The organism is Arthrobacter sp. OV608, from assembly GCA_900110595.1.
Taxonomy (GTDB): Bacteria; Actinomycetota; Actinomycetes; order Actinomycetales; family Micrococcaceae; genus Arthrobacter.
The window spans coordinates 49888-69271 of the sequence record FOEZ01000022.1; the positions used below are offsets into that span (position 1 = coordinate 49888).

The following is a 19384-nucleotide window of genomic DNA, read 5'->3' on the forward strand; positions in this document are numbered from 1 at the left end:
CGGCGATAAGCTGGCACGAAAGACAAACAACCGATCGGCCCAACAGCGTGCGCGACACAACCCTTCCATCGGCAGACACCCGTTCCGGCATCCTGCAGCGGCCTTACCTGTGGGTGACCATTGGCACTTGCGCGCTGGTGTTCCTGGCTGCGTTCGAGTCGCTGGCGGTGACCACCATCATGCCGGTAGTGAGCCGGGAACTGCACGGTGGGGACCTTTACGCCCTGGCCTTCGCTGGCCCGCTGGCTACGGGCGTGATCGGCATGGTGGCCGCAGGGAACTGGTCAGACCGCCGCGGCCCCGCCGCTCCCCTTTATGCGTCCGTGGCACTGTTCGTCGTAGGACTGCTGATCGCAGGCACGTCCATGTCCATGCCGCAACTGGTGGCGGGCCGGCTGGTGCAGGGGCTCGGCGGCGGAGCCCTGACCGTGGCCCTGTATGTGCTGGTGGCCCGCATCTACCCGGGACTGCTGCACCCCAAGATCTTCGCTGCGTTCTCCGCAGCCTGGGTGATCCCGTCCCTGGTGGGCCCGTTTGCCGCCGGCGTCGTGGCGCAGGTTTTCAGCTGGCACTGGGTGTTCCTGGGTGTGGTGGGGCTCGTGATCCCGGCCCTCGCGATGATCGTGCCGGTGCTCCGGAACATGGCGCCAGGCCGATCACTGCCGGGCCAATCACTGCCGGGCCAATCATCGCCGGGCCAGGAACAAGGCGGTGCCCCGGCGCAACCGCCCACCCCGTGGGCCCTGGGCCGGCTCGCCTGGGCCAGCCTCGCCGCGCTCGCCGTGCTGGGGCTCAATCTTTCGCGGGAAGTCCGGCTCCCCGGCTTTACCGCTGCGCCAGCACTGGTGGCGGTGGCCGCCGTCGTCATTGCATTGATTGCCGTGCGGCCGCTGGTGCCGCGGGGAACGCTCGCCGCCCGCCGCGGCCTGCCCAGCGTGATCCTGGTCCGCGGGCTCGCCGCAGCCGGGTTCTTCGGCGCTGAAGTTTACCTGCCGTACCTGCTGATCGAGCAGTACCGCTTTTCGCCCACTTTTGCGGGCCTCACCCTCACCTTCGGAGCGATTGCCTGGGCGGGCGCCTCGGCGGTCCAGGGCCGTCTCGGCACCCGGTTGTCCCACCGTGCCGCCGTCCGCACCGGCTCATTCATGGTGCTCGGGGCCGTGCTCCTCGCGCTGGCAACGGCCGCGCTGCACTGGCCACCCGCCGTCGTCATCGCCGGGTGGGTCCTCGCGGGCGGCGGCATGGGCCTGCTCTATCCGCGGCTGAGTGTGATGACGCTGGCGCTGTCGGACAAGGAGAACGAGGGCTTCAACAGCTCGGCCATGTCCATCTCGGACTCATTGGGCGGCGCGCTGGCGCTGGCCGCCACCGGCATCGTTTTCGCGGCGTTTACGACGACGGCCGGATCCTTCGCCGGGGTCTTCGCACTCTGCGCCGTGCTCGCCGCAGCCGCGGTTTCGGTGGCGCCGCGGGTCACCACCAAATCCCCCTGAAAGTCAGGGGAGCCTACTGGCCCGGACCACAACATCCGCGATGGTGGCCTGCTGGCCTTCCGGTCCGGTCACCGGCCGCTCCCGGCTGGTCTGCACTTCCAGCTGCCACCCGGGGCTGTCCAGTTCCAGCTCCCGGACCAGGTCATCGGCGGTGTAGAACATGTTGTGGTGGGTGTGCGCCCCTCCCCAGGGCGGCAACCGGTCGGGGTGGTGGCCCACTACCAGCAGGGTTCCCCCGGGTTTGACGGCCGCTGCCGCTGCACGGAGCGGCCCCTGCCAGGCCAGCTCCTGCGAGTGGAGGAACTGCGAGGTCACGAGATCGTACGAGCCCTCAGGATGCCACTCCTCAAGGTCGGCCTGCTGCCATTGGATCCGGCTGGCGATGGCGCCCTCGGCAGCGTGCACGCTTTCCCGCGCCAGTGCCGCCTTCTCGTGTCCGTGCGCGCGTTCCAGCGCGACGGCGGAAACGTCGACGGCGGTGACGGTCCACCCGTGCTGGGCCAGCCAGATGGCGTCGGCCCCTTCGCCGCAACCAAGGTCCAGTGCGTGGCCCGGCCGCAGGCCGCCGGCTTCGCGCACCAGCTGGGGATTCGGCTTGCCGCTCCAGATCTGGGCCTTGCTGCGGTACCGCTCGTCCCACAGGGCCGCCGCGTCCCTGATCCCCTGGCCGCCCTCGGGGTCAGCGTGCCCCGAGAGGCCGGGGCCGGCGTCGTCCAAAGGGCCGGCGCCGGCGTCATTCGTTGGCTGGTGTTCGTGGTGTTCGTGCTGGTGGGCCGCGTGTTCCGTCATGCCTCAACCCTGCCCCGCGGCTGCGCTGTTGGCAACGCCCAAAGTAAGTAGCGCTAAGTGCCGTTTTGGAGGCCCAAAACGACACTTAGCGCTACTTAGTTGGGTGGGGCGGAGGTGGGCGGGAAGGGGGAGCGGGCCCGGGATGCTAGACTGGTGGAACTTGATGTGCAGTGATGCCCATGTGCCCCTTCATTTAGGGGACAGGGCTTTTTTCATGTGAGAGGCACATCCTGCGTCGATGAACGCGTTCCATTTGGTCCCGGCCGCCGCTTTGAATAAGTGGCAGCAGGCTGGTTGATCACCTGACTTTTCTTCGGCGAACCCCCTGGGCCAACCGGCGCCGGGGGCCGATATCCGCACGGATACCGCCTGAAAGACCTTTGACTTTGACTACTTTTGCTGCCCTCGGCACGCCCAAGGCCCTTGCCGACACCCTCACCGCCCAGGGAATCGAAACCCCGTTCCCCATCCAGGTGAAGACCCTCCCTGACACGCTGGCAGGACGCGACGTCCTGGGCCGCGGCCGCACCGGCTCCGGCAAGACCATCGCCTTCGCCATCCCGCTGGTGGCACGCCTCGCCGAGCGCGAAGCCCCGTACTTCCGCAAGCCCGGCCGTCCCATGGGCCTGGTGCTGGCACCCACCCGCGAACTGGCCACCCAGATCAACGCCACCATCGAGCCGCTGGCCAAGGCCGCCGGCCTGAACACCACCGTGATCTACGGCGGCATCTCCCAGGCACGCCAGGAGAAGGCCCTGCGCGCCGGCGTCGACATTGTTATTGCCTGCCCCGGCCGTCTGGAGGACCTGATCCGCCAGCGCATCCTCACCCTCGAGGCCGTGGAAATCACCGTCCTGGACGAGGCCGACCACATGGCCGACCTTGGCTTCCTGCCCGTGGTAAAGAAGCTCATGGACATGACCCCCAGCCAGGGCCAGCGGCTGCTCTTCTCCGCCACCCTGGACAACGGCGTGGACAAGATCGTCCAGCGCTACCTGTCCAACCCGCTCACCCACTCCGTGGACGACCCGCAGGCAGCGGTAACCACCATGGAGCACCACGTCCTGGTGGTCAACGACCAGACCGTCAAGAAGCAGCTGATCGTGGAGCTCGCATCCGGCGCCGGCCGCCGCGTCCTCTTTATGCGGACCAAGCACCACGCCCGCAAGCTCGCCAAGACCCTGACCGACGCCGGGATCCCCGCCGTGGACCTGCACGGCAACCTCTCGCAGAACGCCCGTGACCGCAACCTCGCCGAGTTCTCCTCCGGCGACGTCCGCGTCCTGGTCGCTACCGACGTCGCCGCCCGCGGTGTCCACGTGGACGACGTCGAACTGGTCATCCACGTTGACCCGCCCACAGAGCACAAGGCATACCTGCACCGCTCAGGCCGTACCGCCCGCGCAGGTTCCGACGGCACCGTGGTGACCATCACCCTGCCCGAGCAGCAGACCGACGTGAAGAAGCTGATGAAGGCTGCCGGCGTGGACGTCAGCTTCGAGCGCGTCACCGCCACGTCGCCCATCGTGGGCGAGCTCGTGGGTGAAATCGCGGACAAGATTGATCCCCGGACCCGCGCTGCGCTGCTGGCAGCCAAGGCCGCCAAGCAGGGCGGCGGCACTTCCACCGGTGCCAACGCCGAGCGCAAGCGCGCCCGCCGCCAGGCTTCCCCGGTTGCCGGTGGCCGCGGCGGCCGCGGTGGACGAGGCAAGGTTTCTGCCGAGTCCGTCCGCACCGATGTTCCCCGCGCCGAGCGCCGGGCCGCAGCCTTCGAAGGCCGCACGGAAGCCCGTGCAGCGTTCGACAAGGTTGCCGAGCAGAACGAGGACCGCGCCATTGCCGCAGCAGCGGCACGCCGCAACGCCCGTGGCCGCGGCACTGCTTCGACACACCGCAACGACGTCCCCGCGGCAGGTGGCCGTGCATCGGCCGGCCGCGGTTCAGACGGCCGTGCAGAGTCACGCGTTACCCGCAGCGACGCTCCCCGCGGCGGTACCGGCCGGCCCGCATCCTCAGGGCGTCCGGCTTCCTCCGGCGGCCAGCGCAACGGCCGTCCGGCCACCGGCCAGCGCGCAGCAGCAGCCGGCGCAGGTGCCCGTACGGGTGGCCAGCGCGGTGCAGGTGCAGGCGCAACCGGCGGCAACAAGGCCGTCTGGTCCTCCAACACCGGTGGAACCTCCGGCGGATCCTACGGTGCAGGCAACGGCGGCAACGGCGGTGGCTCAGGCCGTCCCGCCCGCAGCGGCCCGCGCCGCGCCTCGGCTCCGGCGTCGAACGAACGCCGCGGCCGCTAGCTATCACTTTGGTGGTTGAGCTTGTCGGTTTCGCTCCCCACCGGCCCCCTAGCCTCGCAAGCTCGGCCAGGGAACCCGGCCGGTGTGGGCCCGGCTCAACCACCGTTTGGTTCACCAGCCGCGGGCGCGCCACTCCTCCAGGTGCGGGCGCTCCGCGCCAAGGGTGGTGGGCTTGCCGTGGCCGGGGTGCACAATGGCCGAGTCCGGGTAGGCCCCAAACAGCCGCTCGGTGACGTCATCCAAAAGTTGGGTGAACCGCGCCGGGTCCTTCTGGGTGTTGCCCACCCCGCCGGGAAACAGCGAGTCGCCGGAAAAGATGTGCGCAGGACCCTCGGGATCCTCGTACACGAAAGCGATGGAACCCGGCGTGTGGCCGCGCAGGTGCACAGCCGTCAGGTCGAAGTCGTCGAAATTCCCAACGTCGCCGTGGCTGAGCCGCACGTCCACTCCCACGGGCAGCGCATCGGCGTCGTCCGTCCCGGCAGCGGTTCGCGCCCCGGTTGCGTCCACCAGCTCCTTCAGTGCCCGGACGTGGTCCCAGTGCTGGTGGGTGGTGGCGATCAGCGCCAGCTTCGGCGCGGCTGACGTGTCACCGGCACCGTCCTGCAGCAGCTGCCGGATGGCCGGAAGGTCATCGGCGGCGTCGATCAGCACCTGCGCGCCGCTGGCCTTGGCGGTGAGCAAGTACACGTTGTTGTCCATCTCGCTGACGGAAATCCGCCGGATGGTCAGCGCAGGCAGGTCATAAATCAGTGAGTCCATGGGCATCAGTCTAGGGACGGCTTCGTGAGGCCCTGGTTACTCGCGGCCTTCGGACACCCAGTTGGGATCTGCCGAGCGGGAGCCGACGACGGCGTCCGAGGCTTCGGCCAGCGCGTCCAGCTGCGCCGGGGTCAGGTCCAGGGACAGGGCGCCCAGGTTTTCATCGATCCGGTGGGTTTTGCGCGTGCCGGGGATGGGGACCACGGGAAGGCCCAGCCGCCTGCCTTGGGCGAGCAGCCAGGCCAAGGCCACCTGGGCAGGTGTTGCATCCAGCTCGTCAGCCACGGCCTGGACAGTGTCCACCACGGCCTGGTTGGCACTGGCCGCATCCGGGGCGAAGCGGGGGATCCGGCGTCGGAAGTCCTTCTCGCCCAGTTTCGATGCGTCAATGGTGCCGGTGAGGAATCCCCGGCCCAGCGGCGAGTACGGCACAAAACCCACTCCCAGGGCGGCCGCGGCAGGAACAACGTTGCGTTCCACGTCGCGGCTCCAGATGGACCATTCGCTCTGGACCGCCGCAATGGGGTGGACGGCTGAGGCTTCTTCAAGCTCCTGGGCCGTCACCTCGGACAGGCCAAGGTGTTTGACCTTGCCTTGCTGCACAAGCTCCGCCATGGCCTCCACGGTTTCCACAATCGGAACGCGGAGGTCACGGCGGTGCATGTAGTAAAGGTCGATTACGTCAGTGCCCAGCCGTTGCAGACTGCGGTCAACTGCCTGCCGGATGTACCCGGCGTCGCCCCGGATGTCCGTGTATCCGTCCGCCGGCGAGCCCACCAGGCCGAACTTGGTGGCCAGCTGGACCTCGTCCCGCCGCTCCTTCAGTAATTGAGCGATCAGTTCCTCGTTGCTGCCTCCGCCATAGATATCCGCGGTGTCAATAAAGCTGACACCGGAGTCGACGGCGTGATGCAGCGTCCGGAGCGCGTCTTCCGGGTCCACCTCCCCATAAACCGGGGTGAGGGCCATCCCGCCGAAACCGAGCGCGCTGACGTCGAGGCCGTCGCCGAGCCGGACTGTTGCTGCCATGGGTTCTCCTGTTCTTTTCTTTACGGGTTTCAGGACCGGTCAGTTCCAGGGGATGATCCGGTCCGCTGCCGCCCGGGTCGCCTGGATCAGTACCGCATTGGCCTCGTCCGGGCCGTTGGCCCAGGCCTCCGATGCCAGCCGGTCCATTCCGAACCGCATGTGCCGTTCCACCAGGCGGCTGAGCCGGAGGGCCGGAGGCGTTTCCACAAACCACACCTCGTCCAGCTGCGCCCGGATGTCCTTCCACGGCTCCTGCTCCGCCAGCAGGTAGTTTCCCTCGGTGATGACAAGGGGCACGTCGGCCGGGATGGCGATGGATGCAGCCACGGGCTCGTCGATGGTGCGCCGGAACTCCGGGGCGTAAACGACTGACTCGTCCCGGCGTACCAGGCGGCGCAGCAGCGAAAGGTACCCGCCGGCGTCGAACGTGTCCATGGCACCCTTGCGCTGCCGCAACGGCGTGCCGTCGATGATGGCGTTGCCCAGGTGGAAACCGTCCATGGGCACCACTACGGCCAGGCCGGGCCCAAACTGCCGCTGGATCCATTCCGCGAAGGTGGACTTCCCTGATCCGGGGGCGCCGGTGATGCCCAGGATGGTCCGGGTTCCGGGCGTCAGCCTAGCGCGCAGGGCGTCCATCGCCTGGGTGATCTCGGGTGAGTCCATGGCAAGAGCCTAGACCGCACCGGCGATCGGGCCGCTGAACCTCCCCACCTTTCGCGTCCGGGAAGGCGCGGCCGACGGCGGTTTGCCGGGACACGCCGTCGGCCGCCCTGAAAGGTGGGGAGACTCAGCAAGGTGGGGAGATTCAGCGGCGGGAAGGGGATGCCGCTTCAGGCCTCCGGGCCGCTGTGCCTGACGGCAAAGCCTTGAGCCCGGCCGCACAGCCCACGATCCCGGCGATAAAGACAACTTTCACCACGCTGAAGGGCTCCACGCCGGTGGCCATAGCCCAGCCCACGGTCAGAGCCGCCCCGATCCCCACCCACACGGCATACGCGGTGCCCAGCGGGATGTGGCGGATGGCCATGCCCAGGCCCAGCATGCTGAGGGCTGCCGTCACGGCGAAAACCAGGGTGGGGAGTGGCCTGCTGAAGCCGTCGGACAGCCCAAGGGCTGTGGCCCACACTGCTTCGAGGACGGCCGATGCCAGGAGTACCAGCCAGGGGATTGAACGCTTCAACATCACGCCACCACCTTCAGGCCGACCACGCACACGGCGATGCCGGACAGCAGGAGGAGGCGTGCCGCCGTCGGACGCTCCACCTTTGTGACGATGGCGTACGCGGAGGTCAGCACCACGCCCACGCCCACCCAGACGGCGTAGGCGGTGCCGGTGGGGATGGACTGCATGGCGATGGCCAGGCCGCCGGTGCTGGCCGCGACGGACACCAGGAACAGCGCTGCGGGCGCGATGCGGCGGCGGCCGGAAGCCTGGAAGGTGCGGTGCAGGGCTGCGGCCCACACGGCTTCAAGGGCGCCGGATAAAAGAAGAATTAACCACGACATGACAGATCCTTTGGCCAGTCTTGTCGCGTGCCGGGTACTGAACCGTCGTCCGGAGGCTCCCTCACGGAGCCTTGGCTTCCAGCGTAGCAACGCCCGACGCCGGGCGGCCACCTATGGTGCCCAACCTCACCACCATGCGGCACCCGGCGCCCGGAGGACGTTAGAGGGTGCCGCCGGCAGCTACGGGGGCAGCGGCGTCGCGGCCGCCGTCGCCCACGGTTTCGCGGGCGATGAAGTTCTCGATATCGAACAGGTTGTCCGCGCGCTCGGCGATGTTCAGGAGCGTGGTCATGGAGGCCACTTCCTCCACCTGCTCCTTCAGGAACCAGAGCATAAACTGCTCGCCCAGGGCATCGTTTTCACCGCGGGCAGCCCGGAACAGGTCCTCAATGTTTTTGGTGACTTCCTTTTCCTGCTGCAGCGCAAGGGCCAGGGGCTCGGTGACGGACGCGAAGTCGTTGCGCACGGCAGGAACCCCGGGAATGGTGAACTCAATGTCCCGGTCCAGCATGTACTGCACCATCATCATGGCGTGGTTCCGCTCCTCCACCGACTGCCGGAAGAAGTAGCGGGCCAGTTGTGGGAGGTCCTGGTTGGCGAACCAGGTGGCCACCGCAATGTACTGCTGCGATGCCGTGAATTCGTTGCCGATCTGGGTGGACAGGAGCGCATTGAACGATGATGTGGTCATAGCCCGAGTCTAGGGACGGCCGGAGCCAGTGACCAGTGTGGAAAGGCTCTGCTACTGGAAGGCGAGGCTGCCCTACTCCGCGGCGGGTTCGTCCTCCACGGGGTCGATCGAGACAACGGCCAGGAAGCCGCGGCCCAGAACGTCCGGGGTGTCGACGTCGGAACCCACCACGGCGTCGTACCGCGCCAAGGGCTCTGGTTCTTCCGTCCCCACGGCAACGGTGGCCTGGCCCTGCAGCAGGATCCCGAACGAGCCTTCAAAAAGGGGCTTCGCACGCTTCTTCGAGAGTTCGATGATGGATGTGTAGCCCTTGAAACGTCCGGCGCGGGTAATGACGTTGAGGTCCCGGATATCCCCCGTGGGGAGCTTCGCCTGCGTGGCGGCCCCGCCCGGGAAGCGGAAGGGACGGTACTTCTCCAGCGGGCGTTCGGCACCGTCCACGGTCAGCAGCAGGAGCTCACCCTCCACAACAGTCAGCACCCGCTCCATCCCCGGAAAAGAGGAGAAATCTCCGGCCTTGCTGACATCCGCGATGCTGACCCGCCAGTCCCAGCCGCCGTCCTTTGCCGAACCGTCCGCGGGGTGGCTGGCCAGTTGGCGCGTGATGCCGCCACCATTACGCCAGGGCTCGGGCTTGAGGCTTGCAAAGCGGATAATCTCCATGGGCCCAGCCTAGTTCCCGGCCGGACATCCCGGCGTCGCGGGTTGGCCCCTTCCCTGCTACTCTCCTCCGGGGGGACAACACGAAAACAGCCTGAAGGAGCCGGGAATGTTCGTCAAAGTGTGTGGTCTCAGCACGCCTGAATCAGTCCGTGAAGCAGTTGATGCCGGGGCTGACGCCGTCGGTTTCGTCCTGACGGCGAGCCCGCGCGTGGTGTCGCCGTCACAGGCGCACTCGTTGCTGGCGCACGTCCCCTCCGGCGTTTCGCCCATCGGCGTGTTTCGCCACGAACCGGTGGCAGACGCCGTCGCCATTGCCCGCGCCGCCGGGCTGGAATGGATCCAGCTGCACGGCGCACGGTCCCGCCAGGACGTGGCCATGGTGCACGACGCCGGGATGAAGCTGATCAGGGCAGTCACCACGGGTGCCGCTGCAGAGGAGTTTGGGGACTGGGGCGAGGACCTGCTGCTGATCGACGCCGCGGTGCCCGGCTCGGGTGAGGCCTGGGACTATGCCTCCGTGGCCGCGATGCCTGTCCTCCAAGGCCGCCACTGGCTTCTGGCCGGGGGACTGGACCCGGTCAACGTGGGCAGCGCGTCAACAGCAGCCCATGCCTGGGGCGTAGACGTGTCCTCCGGTGTTGAAGCGTCCCGCGGCGTCAAGGACCTGGCCAAGATCCGCGCGTTTGTCCAGGCTGCAAAGGGTGCTGCTCCGGTCAAGGCTTAGTCCGCCCGGTCAGGCTTAGTCCACCCCGTCCAGCGGGAGTTCAGGGGCCAGTCAGGGCAGGCCCCCATCCTTTTGGCAGACCCTCCGGGGCACAATGGGTGGATGAAGACACTTCTCAACATCATCTGGCTGGTTTTCGGCGGTTTCTGGCTCGCGCTGGGTTATTTCGCCGCCGGTGTGATCTGCTGCCTGCTGATCGTCACCATCCCGTGGGGCATCGCCTCGTTCAGGATTGCGGCGTACACGCTGTGGCCCTTCGGCCGGATGGTGGTGGACAAGCCGGGCGGCACCGGGGTGTTCTCACTGCTGGGCAACGTCATCTGGCTGCTGGTGGCCGGAATCTGGATCGCAATCGGCCACGTGGTTACCGCGTTCGCCATGGCTGTCACCATCATCGGCATCCCGCTGGCCATCGCCAACCTGAAGCTCATCCCGGTGTCATTGATGCCGCTGGGCAAGCAGATCGTCCCCACCAGCGCGCCGTTTGTGGCGACGTACCGGTAGGGACTGTTCCCGGTTCAAAGGACGGGGCCCTGGCGGTCAGCCGGCGGCTTCATCGGGCCGCAGTGCGCGCAGGATGCAGAACTCGTTCCCGTCCGGATCCGCCATCACCACCCAGGTGACGTCCGGCCCCTGGCCCACGGAAACCCGCCGGGCGCCAAGGGCTTCCAGCCGCGCCACCTCCGCGTCACGATCTTTGGGCCGCAGGTCCAGGTGGACCCTGTTCTTGAGTTCCTTCCGCTCGGGCACTTTGAGGAAGAGCAGGTCAGGGGACACGCCGTCTTCAGGGCTGCCTGCCGGTGGTTCCAGCACAATCTCGTCGTCCGCCTCATAGGTGCGGCGCCACCCGAGAGCTTTTTCCCAGAAATCCGCGGGCACCTTCGGGTCGGTGGAATCAATGCTGATGGCTTGGATACGCAGGGTCATCGGAGCAGTGTTGCATCCGGGGACAGGAGCCGTAAAGGGTCCCGCCTCAGCCCGCAGTTGTGCCTTGACGGGCAGGCTAACCGGGCGAACCCTCAGCGGGGGCTGAAAAACCCGCCCGCCAAAATGGCCACCGCATCACTACCGTCCAGCTCCGCGGCGATATCGACGTCGGCCGCGTAGCCAGCGCCAGACAATTCAAGTCCGCTGGCGCATCCCAGCAGCATCTCCCGGAGCCGCGGCTCAGCGGCCTCGAACACCGCCGCTGACGCGAGGGCTTCCGGCGAATAGCCGTGCCGGCCAACCTCAGCCTCGTAACCGCCCTTGCCCGCAGCGGCGAGGCCGGCGATAAATGCTCCCGCCCCGATCTGGTCCTCCACGGCGGGACGGAGCGTGCCGTCCGGCCATCGTTCCCCGGCAGCCACCACGGCGATCACCGCGTCGGGCGGCAGATGGGCTGCCACCCAGTCTGCCGTTGCCCCTGCATTGCGCAGGCACACGGCGGCCACCAGCGGGACTTCACCGGCCAGTTCGTGGCAGAGGGCGGACCCGTTCGGCGATGGCAGCACCACACGCTCCAGGGATTCCGCAGACCGGATGCTGGCGGGGGACAGGCTAAGCCCGCCGCCGTTGCGGGGCCCTGCCAGCTGCGCGTCGTGGTGGGCGGCGAAGTCCTCCGCCCGGGTGTCCTTCCAGGGAAAGGGGAAGATGTCGGCGCCCCGGTCCAGGGCCACACTGACGCATGTGCTGAAGGACAGGACGTCTACCACCACGGCAAGGTCCGCCCCGGACGTGACTGTCCTGGCGCCGTCGAGCCCCCATTCCAGCCGGACTGTATAGGCCAGCTGCCGGTGGGCGGCACTCGCGGTGACTGTGTGGCGGGGGTTGGAGGTGGGCGCGTTCACGCGAGCTCCCCCATCAGGTTCCGGTGCGCGGTGTCCAGCCACAGCTCTTTCGCCCGCTGTGTGTGGAAGAGGGGGTCAAGTTCCAGCAGCTGGCGGACGACGGCGGCGCGTCCGGCCGCGAAGTCGGCGTCGCCGATGTGCGCGTAATCCTGGCGGACGTCCGCCACGTAGCGGGCATACTCGTCCGGTTCCCCGCCGAGGACGGAAAGATCCGCGTCGCAGAGGAGGGCGCCGTCGTGGTCCCCTGGCTCGGGGCGGTGGTCCGACGTCAGCCGCACCAGCCGTGCCACCTCGGCGGCCTCACCCTCCGGCAGGCCCGCAGCGTCCAGCCGCTCCTCCGCGAGGCAGGCCGATTCCTCTTCATCCTGGCCGGCCACACCACGGTAAACGGCATCATGGAACCAGGCTCCGAGCAGCACGGTGCGCGGCGGGTCGGCGGGATCCGTCAGCAGATCGAGGGCTTCCAGCACAGAAAGCAGGTGCGTGCAGCCGTGGTACTTGCGGTGGGGTTCGCTCCAGCGGTCCAGGAGGTCCAGGAAGAGCGCGTCGTGGCCCGGCATGATGGCATCCCACCGGTTGAACAGCGGCACTTTGAGCGACTTGTTCCGCTGGCGGGCCGGGATGCGAAGGCCGCTGGCGATCAGCTTGCGGACCAGGACCCGGGCCTCGACGGCAACCGCTCCGGCTGCCACCAGGTCATCGTAACGGCGTTCCGGCACGTCATAGTGGTCGCCGTCGAAGGCCCGCTCCGGGATACCCGCTGCGGCGGCGAAATCGTGCAGTTCCTCCAGCGACGAGTCCGATACCAGGTGCGAAAAGTGCGTTCCGTGGGCAGGCCAGAGCGGCGGATCGATGTAGACGGCCATGGAGGAAGTCTAGTGCTGTCCCTCCAGCAAGCGGCACGAGGTGGAAGGCGGGTCCGGAAATACGGAGTGGAACTGGGAGAAGAACCGCAGATGCGCCCTAGACTGATGAAATGACAATCATCCGCGTTTCGGAGGCCGCCCGGTTCCTGGGCGTCAGCGACGATACAGTGCGCCGCTGGATGGACAACGGGTCACTGACGCCGGTGAAGGATCCGGGCGGCCGGCTTGCCGTGGACGGCCTGGAGCTCGCCCGGCATGCGCAGAAGCTTGCCCAGCTGCCCGAGGATCCGCACCGGACCGGCAGCTCGGCACGGAACCGGTTCGTGGGCCTGGTGACCGACATAACCGCGGACAAGGTCATGGCCCAGGTGGAGCTCCAGTGCGGGCCCTTCCGGGTGGTGTCCCTGATGAGCAGCGAGGCAGTCCGGGACCTCGGGCTGGAACTGGGGTCGGTGGCCACCGCTGTGGTCAAGGCCACCACGGTGATCATCGAAACGCCGCAGGGGAGAGCACTATGAAAGGACTGACCGGGCTGCTGGCGGCCATTGTCTTGATGGCGCTCGCCGGTTGCTCCACGGGCGCTGGTTCGCCTTCCGGTGATGCGTCCGCTGCGGGTTCATCCGCCGGGAGCAGCGGTGGGGAAGCCCTGACAGTTTTTGCCGCAGCTTCCCTCAAAAACAGTTTTACCGAGCTGGCCAAGGCGTACGAAGCCGAGCACCCCGGCAGCAGCGTCACGCTCAGCTTCGCCGGTTCCGCAGACCTGGCCACCCAGATCAGCCAGGGTGCGCCTGCAGACGTCTTCGCCTCGGCGGACACGAAGAACATGGACAAGCTGCAGCAGGCCGGGCTGGTGGACGGCGATCCCCGTATCTTCGCCACGAACACCCTGGCCATCGCCGTCCCGCGAGGCAACCCCGCAGGCATCCGTTCCTTCGCCGACCTGGCGAAACCGGGAACCCGGCTGGTCCAGTGTGCTCCGCAGGTCCCCTGTGGCGCAGCCGCCACCGCCGCCGAACAGCAGACAGGAACGCACCTGAGCCCGGTCAGCGAGGAAAATTCCGTGACGGATGTGCTCGGCAAGGTGGTCTCCGGGGAGGCGGACGCAGGGCTGGTCTATGTCACCGACGTCAAGTCTGCAGCAGGAAAAGTGGAAAGCGTTGCCTTTCCCGAAGCGGCTGCTGCAGTCAACAGCTACCCGATCGCCGCGCTGGCCGGCAGCCGGAACGGTGCGGCTGTGCAGGCCTTCCTGGACCTCGTGACCGGCCCGGAGGGCCAGCAGGTGCTGGCAGATGCCGGTTTCGGCGGCGGCCGGCAGTGAGCGGCACAACGTGAGCCACGCCTACCGCGGCGTTCCCCGCTGGACCTACGTGGTGGCGGTGTTGGCCGCAACGGTGGTGATCCTGCCGCTGTTCGCCATGGTGGCCAGGGTGAATTGGGCCAACTTCCTTCCCCTTGTCACCTCCGAATCGGCCGTCTCCGCCCTGGGCCTGAGTCTGCGGACATCCGCGGTAAGCACGATTCTGTGCATCGTCCTGGGGGTGCCGCTGGCCCTGGTCCTGGCCCGCGGCAGGTTCCGGCTGCAGGGGCTCCTGCGCGCGCTGGTGCTGCTCCCGCTGGTGCTGCCGCCGGTGGTGGGCGGCATTGCGCTCCTCTACACGTTTGGCCGTCAAGGCCTCCTCGGCCGGACCCTGGAAGTCCTGGGCCTGCAGATCGCCTTCTCCACTACCGCTGTGGTCCTGGCCCAGACGTTTGTTGCCTTGCCGTTCCTCGTGGTCAGCCTGGAGGGTGCGTTGCGGACGGGCGGCGAGCGTTATGAAGCGGTGGCGGCAACCCTGGGCGCCTCTCCCGGCCGCGTCTTCCGGAGCGTCACGCTGCCCCTTGTGCTGCCCGGGCTGGCCTCCGGCGCCGTACTGTCCTTTGCCCGCAGCCTGGGGGAATTTGGTGCCACGCTCACGTTCGCAGGCAGCCTGCAGGGGGTGACCCGGACCCTGCCGCTGGAAATCTACCTGCAGCGTGAAACAGACCCGGAGGCCGCCGTCGCACTCTCCCTCGTCTTGGTGGCCGTGGCAGTCGCCGTCGTGGCACTTGCTTACCGGCGGCCCGCAGGCGCGGGGATGGCCTTCTGGAAGCAACGGACGACGCCGGCTGCCGCAGCGGACAGGGACGTCCTGTGACATTCGCGCTTGAGGCAGCCGTGGCCGGCAGGGGGTTCGACGTGGCACTGAGGCTGGGACCCACGGAAACGGTAGCCGTGATGGGCCCGAACGGGGCCGGCAAATCGACGCTGCTGTCCGTCATCGCAGGCCTGCTGAAGCCAGACACCGGCCGGGCTGAGCTTAACGGCCGCACACTGTTCGAACTCTCGGCCGGCCGGGGCACGTGGACGCCGCCCCACCACCGGGGCACTGCGCTGCTCGCCCAGGAACCGCTGCTGTTCCCACATCTGAGCGCACTGGAGAACGTGGCTTTCGGGCCGCGCAGCGCCGGTGTGTCCAGGAAACAGGCCAAGGCGGAGGCGCTGCACTGGCTCGCCGAGGTGGAAGCGCTGGATCTCCAGGCCAGGCGTCCGGCGGAGCTGTCCGGCGGACAGGCACAACGCGTTGCCGTTGCCCGGGCGCTCGCCGCGGACCCCGGGCTTCTTCTCCTCGATGAGCCCATGGCGGCGCTGGATATCCACTCGGCACCGCTTCTGCGCCGCCTGCTCAAGCGTGTCCTTGCAGGCAGGCAGGCCATCATCATTACCCACGACGCCCTGGACGCACTGATGCTGGCGGACCGGGTTGTCATCCTCGAGAACGGCGGGATTTCGGAAGAAGGACCCACCCGCGAGGTCCTCCAACGGCCGCGCAGTCCATTCGCGGCAGGGCTGGCAGGCCTGAACCTGCTGGCCGGAACCTTGGCCGGAGACGGGATCAGGACCGCCGAGGGCTGGACGGTTGCCGGGCTCTTGGAGGACGGGTACGCCGATGACCGGCGCCCGGAAGGCCGGGGCGGGAACGGGTACCCTGCCGCGCCGGAAGGCGAGAGGGCAGCGGTTGCTGTATTCCCGCCGTCGGCCGTTTCCGTGTTCCTCGATGACGCGCACGGCAGCCCGCGCAATTCGTTTGAGGTTGCCATTAGCGACCTCGAACCGCACGGCGACTTCATCCGGGTCAGGGCCGGGAGCCTCGCGGCGGACATCACTCCCGCTGCTTCCGCTGACTTGGGCCTGATCCCCGGCCTGCAAGTGCACTTCGTGGTGAAAGCGACATCGGTGGCGGTGTACTCGGCCTAGGGCTGCTGCCGGGAGCATTACAAATTTAGTCACAGCGGTGACAGGCATCACAAATGCCGGGTAAACTCGGCAAAGGGCGGACAAAGCAACCGGTGGGCGGCTTCTGGGGGGAATCACCCGCCGGTTGCTTTGTGGGTCGGGCTAAGTGCTGTCTGCGGCGGCCTACATTCCCGGGAGGTCGAGCGTTTCATACACCTGGATACTCGCGCCCGGCATCATGAGGTGCGGATGCCCGTCCAACAGCGCCTCGGCCCCGGCGAGATCCTCCGCCTGGAGGATGGTGTAGCCACCCACCCCCGTATTGGTTTCTGACGAGCCGGTTGCGTTGATTTCCTTGCCGGTCCCAAGCGGTGTTCCCAGGTCCACGATGCCGTCGCCGGCCCGCTCAGCCCAACTCATCCAGGCTTTCATCCCCTCTTGGGCCGCTTCCGGCGTACTTTCGGCCATCTGTGCCTGGGCTGATTGGGGTGCGATATAGAGAGCAACAAACTTCTTCATTGCGTGTCCCGTCTGCAGTGCGCCGGCAGCACCAGTCGCTCCGGTCACAAGCCGATCCTAGGAGGAATCGGACGCGATGGAAACGAAATTTCCCACACCCTGATGGCACTGGTTCGCTGTGGGCAAACAGGAAATAAAAAGCACCCCAACCAAAGTTGAGCGTAGTAGACTCAACCCTAAGATCGGATTACCCCCGAAAGGAGCTCTCTTTGGACGTCAAATTCACTACCAAGAGCCAGGAGGCTCTTTCGGCTGCGGCCATGAACGCCTCCACCATTGGCAACCCACAGGTGGAACCCGCCCATCTGCTCAAGGCGCTGATGGACCAGCGCGAAGGCGTGGCGGTGGCGCTGCTGCGTGCCACCGGGGCAGACCCGGACGCCGTCAGCGTGCAGGCGAGCAGCGCCATCAAGGCCCTGCCGGCCACCTCCGGCGGTTCCAGCCAGCAGGCACAGCTGTCCCGGCCGGCCCTGCAGGCCATCCAGAATGCCAAGGAGGAAGCGGACCGGCTGGGCGATACCTTCGTCTCCACCGAGGTCCTTCTCCTGGGCCTCTCGGCCGGAAATGATGCGGCAGGGCGTTTGCTGCGCGACGCCGGTGCCTCCCACGAGGCTCTGCTCGCCGCCCTGCCGGGTGTCCGCGGGGACCGGAAGGTCACCAGCCAGGACCCCGAGAACACCTTCCAGTCGCTTGAGAAGTTCGGCACCGACCTCACCGCCATGGCGCGTGCCGGAAAGCTGGACCCAGTCATCGGCCGGGACACGGAAATCCGCCGGATCGTCCAGGTGCTGAGCCGCCGCACCAAGAACAACCCGGTGATCATCGGCGAGCCCGGCGTGGGCAAGACCGCTGTTGTTGAGGGCCTTGCTCAGCGCATTGTGGCCGGTGACGTTCCGGAAAGCCTGCGCGGAAAAACCCTGATCGCCCTGGACCTGGCGTCCATGGTGGCCGGCGCCAAATACCGCGGGGAGTTCGAGGAGCGCCTCAAGGCTGTCCTGGAGGAGATCAAGAACTCCGAAGGCCAGATCGTCACCTTCATCGACGAGATCCACACGGTGGTAGGTGCCGGGGCAACCGGGGATTCCTCCATGGATGCCGGCAACATGCTCAAGCCCATGCTGGCCCGAGGCGAGCTGCGGCTCATCGGCGCCACCACCCTGGACGAGTACCGCGAGAACATCGAGAAGGACCCGGCCCTGGAGCGCCGTTTCCAGCAGGTGTACGTGGGGGAGCCCAGCGTCGAGGACACCATCGGCATCCTGCGTGGCCTGAAGGAGCGCTACGAGGCGCACCACAAGGTGGCCATCGCCGACTCCGCCCTGGTTGCCGCCGCAACCCTGTCCAACCGCTACATTTCCGGCCGCCAGCTGCCGGACAAGGCCATCGACCTGGTGGATGAGGCCGCGTCCCGGCTGCGGATGGAGATCGACTCGGCCCCCGAGGAGATCGACCAGCTCCGCCGCGCCGTGGACCGGCTCACCATGGAGGAGCTGGCCCTGGAAGGGGAGACGGACGCCGCCTCCGTGGAACGCCTCGCGGCGCTCCGTGCGGACAAGGCGGACAAGGAAGAGGAGCTCGCAGCCCTGAATGCCCGCTGGGAGGCCGAAAAGGCCGGCCTCAACCGGGTGGGTGACCTGAAGGCAAAGCTGGACGAACTCCGCAGCGCTGCCGACAAGGCCTACCGCGAAGGTGACCTGGAGACGACGTCGCGCATCCAGTACGGCGAGATCCCTGCCCTGGAGCGTGAACTGAACGCAGCCGCTGAGGCTGAGGCCGCCGTCGCGGATAAATCCTCACAGATGGTGGCTGAACAGGTGACCGCGGACGATATCGCCGAGGTCATCTCCGCCTGGACCGGCATCCCCGCAGGCCGCATGCTGCAGGGTGAAAGCCAGAAGCTGCTCCACATGGAGGAGGAGCTGGGGAAGCGGCTGATCGGCCAGAAGAAGGCCGTCACCTCCGTGTCGGACGCCGTCCGGCGCGCCCGTGCGGGCATCAGCGACCCCAACCGGCCTACCGGCTCGTTCCTGTTCCTGGGCCCCACCGGCGTGGGTAAAACCGAGCTGGCAAAGGCCCTGGCGGACTTCCTGTTCGACGACGAACGCGCCATGGTGCGGATCGATATGTCCGAGTACGGCGAGAAGCACTCGGTGGCCCGGCTGGTCGGTGCGCCTCCGGGATATGTGGGCTACGAGGAGGGCGGTCAGCTTACCGAAGCCGTCCGACGGCGGCCCTACTCGGTCATCCTGCTGGACGAGGTGGAGAAGGCCCACCCCGAGGTCTTCGACATCCTCCTGCAGGTGCTCGACGACGGCCGCCTCACCGACGGCCAGGGCCGCACCGTGGACTTCCGCAACGCCATCCTGGTGCTGACGTCCAACCTGGGCAGCCAGTTCCTGGTGGACCCGTCACTGGATGCGGAGGCAAAGCGGAATGCGGTCATGGCCACCGTCAACGCCTCGTTCAAGCCGGAGTTCCTGAACCGGCTGGATGAAGTGGTGCTGTTCGATCCCCTGTCCGTGGAAGAACTGGCCCGGATCGTCGAACTGCAGGTGGCTGAGCTCGGCCGCCGGCTGCACGAGCGCCGGCTCACCCTGGACGTCACCGACGGTGCCCGTGCCTGGCTGGCAATGTCCGGCTTCGACTCCGCCTACGGCGCCCGGCCGCTGCGCAGGCTGGTCCAGCGGGAGATCGGCGACCGGCTGGCCAAGGCCATCCTGTCCGGCGACATCGCCGACGGGGACACCGTCCTGGTGGACACGGCTACAGACGTGGACGAGCTCACCATCGAGGGGCTCGAGGCGCTGTCCGGCCCCGGCGGCGGTCCCGTCCCGGGAACCGGGCTGGTAGTCCGCCGGAAGGACTAGGTGTACTCAGCCAGTAGGTTGGTTGCACCTGCTGATGGGTGGTTTGCCTCCGAGGCTGCCGTGTGGCCGGTGGTTGTTGTAGAAGTTTAGCCATGG

21 protein-coding genes and 1 riboswitch are annotated in these 19384 nt (G+C 67.5%); of the genes, 9 read left to right on the plus strand and 12 right to left on the minus strand.

What is annotated here, in order from left to right:
• Positions 1-47 precede the first annotated feature (47 nt).
• Entirely contained in the window at positions 48-1493 is a 1446-nt protein-coding gene (locus BMX78_RS19870) for an MFS transporter (RefSeq protein WP_091423362.1), read from the plus strand.
• A gap of 3 nt (positions 1494-1496) precedes the next feature.
• Here BMX78_RS19870 and BMX78_RS19875 read toward each other — a convergent pair whose 3' ends face one another.
• A complete protein-coding gene (locus BMX78_RS19875) occupies positions 1497-2282 on the minus strand; it encodes an SAM-dependent methyltransferase (RefSeq protein WP_091423365.1) in 786 nt (261 codons plus the stop codon).
• Between the two features lie 386 nt (positions 2283-2668).
• Here BMX78_RS19875 and BMX78_RS19880 point away from each other — a divergent pair, with 386 nt between their 5' ends.
• Positions 2669-4576 carry a DEAD/DEAH box helicase gene (locus BMX78_RS19880; RefSeq protein ID WP_091423368.1) on the plus strand — a complete coding sequence of 636 codons (1908 nt, stop codon included), beginning with the start codon at positions 2669-2671 and terminating at the stop codon, positions 4574-4576.
• Between the two features lie 111 nt (positions 4577-4687).
• On the opposite strand, the gene BMX78_RS19885 is transcribed toward BMX78_RS19880, so the two are convergent.
• The 7 genes from BMX78_RS19885 to BMX78_RS19915 all read right to left on the minus strand — a co-directional run bounded on the left by BMX78_RS19885 (position 4688) and on the right by BMX78_RS19915 (position 9230).
• Complete coding sequence (locus BMX78_RS19885; protein ID WP_091423530.1) at positions 4688-5338, minus strand: MBL fold metallo-hydrolase; 651 nt, start codon at positions 5336-5338, stop codon at positions 4688-4690.
• 36 nt (positions 5339-5374) lie between these two features.
• A complete protein-coding gene (locus BMX78_RS19890) occupies positions 5375-6367 on the minus strand; it encodes an aldo/keto reductase (protein ID WP_091423371.1) in 993 nt (330 codons plus the stop codon).
• Between the two features lie 39 nt (positions 6368-6406).
• Entirely contained in the window at positions 6407-7033 is a 627-nt protein-coding gene (locus BMX78_RS19895) for a nucleoside/nucleotide kinase family protein (RefSeq protein ID WP_091423375.1), read from the minus strand.
• A 142-nt stretch (positions 7034-7175) separates the two neighbouring features.
• Positions 7176-7553: a DMT family transporter gene (locus BMX78_RS19900; RefSeq protein WP_091423378.1), complete on the minus strand. Its 378-nt coding sequence runs from the start codon at positions 7551-7553 to the stop codon at positions 7176-7178.
• On the minus strand, positions 7553-7876 hold the full coding sequence (locus BMX78_RS19905) for a DMT family transporter (protein WP_091423381.1): 324 nt from the start codon (positions 7874-7876) through the stop codon (positions 7553-7555). Before BMX78_RS19905 ends, BMX78_RS19900 begins: the two co-directional genes overlap by 1 nt.
• A 9-nt stretch (positions 7877-7885) precedes the next feature.
• Positions 7886-7951: riboswitch (guanidine-III (ykkC-III) riboswitch) on the minus strand.
• 85 nt (positions 7952-8036) lie between these two features.
• Entirely contained in the window at positions 8037-8567 is a 531-nt protein-coding gene (locus BMX78_RS19910) for a ferritin (protein ID WP_091423384.1), read from the minus strand.
• A 72-nt stretch (positions 8568-8639) separates the two neighbouring features.
• Complete coding sequence (locus BMX78_RS19915) at positions 8640-9230, minus strand: HutD/Ves family protein (RefSeq protein ID WP_091423386.1); 591 nt, start codon at positions 9228-9230, stop codon at positions 8640-8642.
• 106 nt (positions 9231-9336) lie between these two features.
• On the opposite strand from BMX78_RS19915, the gene BMX78_RS19920 reads away from it, so the two are divergent.
• Both BMX78_RS19920 and BMX78_RS19925 read left to right on the plus strand, forming a co-directional pair.
• A complete protein-coding gene (locus BMX78_RS19920; RefSeq protein ID WP_091423388.1) occupies positions 9337-9954 on the plus strand; it encodes a phosphoribosylanthranilate isomerase in 618 nt (205 codons plus the stop codon).
• A gap of 102 nt (positions 9955-10056) precedes the next feature.
• Positions 10057-10458: a YccF domain-containing protein gene (locus BMX78_RS19925; protein WP_091423390.1), complete on the plus strand. Its 402-nt coding sequence runs from the start codon at positions 10057-10059 to the stop codon at positions 10456-10458.
• 36 nt (positions 10459-10494) lie between these two features.
• Here the strand turns inward: BMX78_RS19925 and BMX78_RS19930 are convergent, their stop codons facing one another.
• The 3 genes from BMX78_RS19930 to BMX78_RS19940 form a co-directional block, all read right to left on the minus strand.
• Positions 10495-10881, minus strand: a complete 387-nt coding sequence (locus BMX78_RS19930; RefSeq protein WP_091423393.1) for a VOC family protein — start codon at positions 10879-10881, stop codon at positions 10495-10497.
• A 92-nt stretch (positions 10882-10973) separates the two neighbouring features.
• Positions 10974-11783: a 2-phosphosulfolactate phosphatase gene (locus BMX78_RS19935; protein WP_091423396.1), complete on the minus strand. Its 810-nt coding sequence runs from the start codon at positions 11781-11783 to the stop codon at positions 10974-10976.
• Positions 11780-12649, minus strand: coding sequence for a DUF4031 domain-containing protein (locus BMX78_RS19940; RefSeq protein WP_091423400.1), 870 nt, complete (start codon positions 12647-12649; stop codon positions 11780-11782). The genes BMX78_RS19935 and BMX78_RS19940 overlap by 4 nt, the downstream gene beginning before the upstream one ends.
• Positions 12650-12759: 110 nt before the next feature.
• Here BMX78_RS19940 and BMX78_RS19945 point away from each other — a divergent pair, with 110 nt between their 5' ends.
• Genes BMX78_RS19945 through BMX78_RS19960 form a run of 4 tightly spaced genes read left to right on the plus strand, consistent with a single transcriptional unit; the run spans position 12760 to position 15923 of the window.
• Positions 12760-13167 (plus strand): TOBE domain-containing protein, encoded by a 408-nt coding sequence (locus tag BMX78_RS19945; RefSeq protein ID WP_091423405.1) that lies wholly within the window; start codon positions 12760-12762, stop codon positions 13165-13167.
• On the plus strand, positions 13164-13967 hold the full coding sequence (gene modA, locus BMX78_RS19950; RefSeq protein WP_091423407.1) for a molybdate ABC transporter substrate-binding protein: 804 nt from the start codon (positions 13164-13166) through the stop codon (positions 13965-13967). The genes BMX78_RS19945 and modA overlap by 4 nt, the downstream gene beginning before the upstream one ends.
• Complete coding sequence (locus BMX78_RS19955) at positions 13939-14823, plus strand: ABC transporter permease (protein WP_091423486.1); 885 nt, start codon at positions 13939-13941, stop codon at positions 14821-14823. The genes modA and BMX78_RS19955 overlap by 29 nt, the downstream gene beginning before the upstream one ends.
• Positions 14820-15923 carry a sulfate/molybdate ABC transporter ATP-binding protein gene (locus BMX78_RS19960; RefSeq protein ID WP_091423491.1) on the plus strand — a complete coding sequence of 368 codons (1104 nt, stop codon included), beginning with the start codon at positions 14820-14822 and terminating at the stop codon, positions 15921-15923. Before BMX78_RS19955 ends, BMX78_RS19960 begins: the two co-directional genes overlap by 4 nt.
• A 162-nt stretch (positions 15924-16085) precedes the next feature.
• On the opposite strand, the gene BMX78_RS19965 is transcribed toward BMX78_RS19960, so the two are convergent.
• Positions 16086-16469 carry a YciI family protein gene (locus BMX78_RS19965; protein WP_091423496.1) on the minus strand — a complete coding sequence of 128 codons (384 nt, stop codon included), beginning with the start codon at positions 16467-16469 and terminating at the stop codon, positions 16086-16088.
• 161 nt (positions 16470-16630) lie between these two features.
• On the opposite strand from BMX78_RS19965, the gene clpB reads away from it, so the two are divergent.
• A complete protein-coding gene (gene clpB, locus BMX78_RS19970) occupies positions 16631-19288 on the plus strand; it encodes an ATP-dependent chaperone ClpB (RefSeq protein WP_091423501.1) in 2658 nt (885 codons plus the stop codon).
• The last annotated feature ends 96 nt before the right edge of the window (positions 19289-19384 follow it).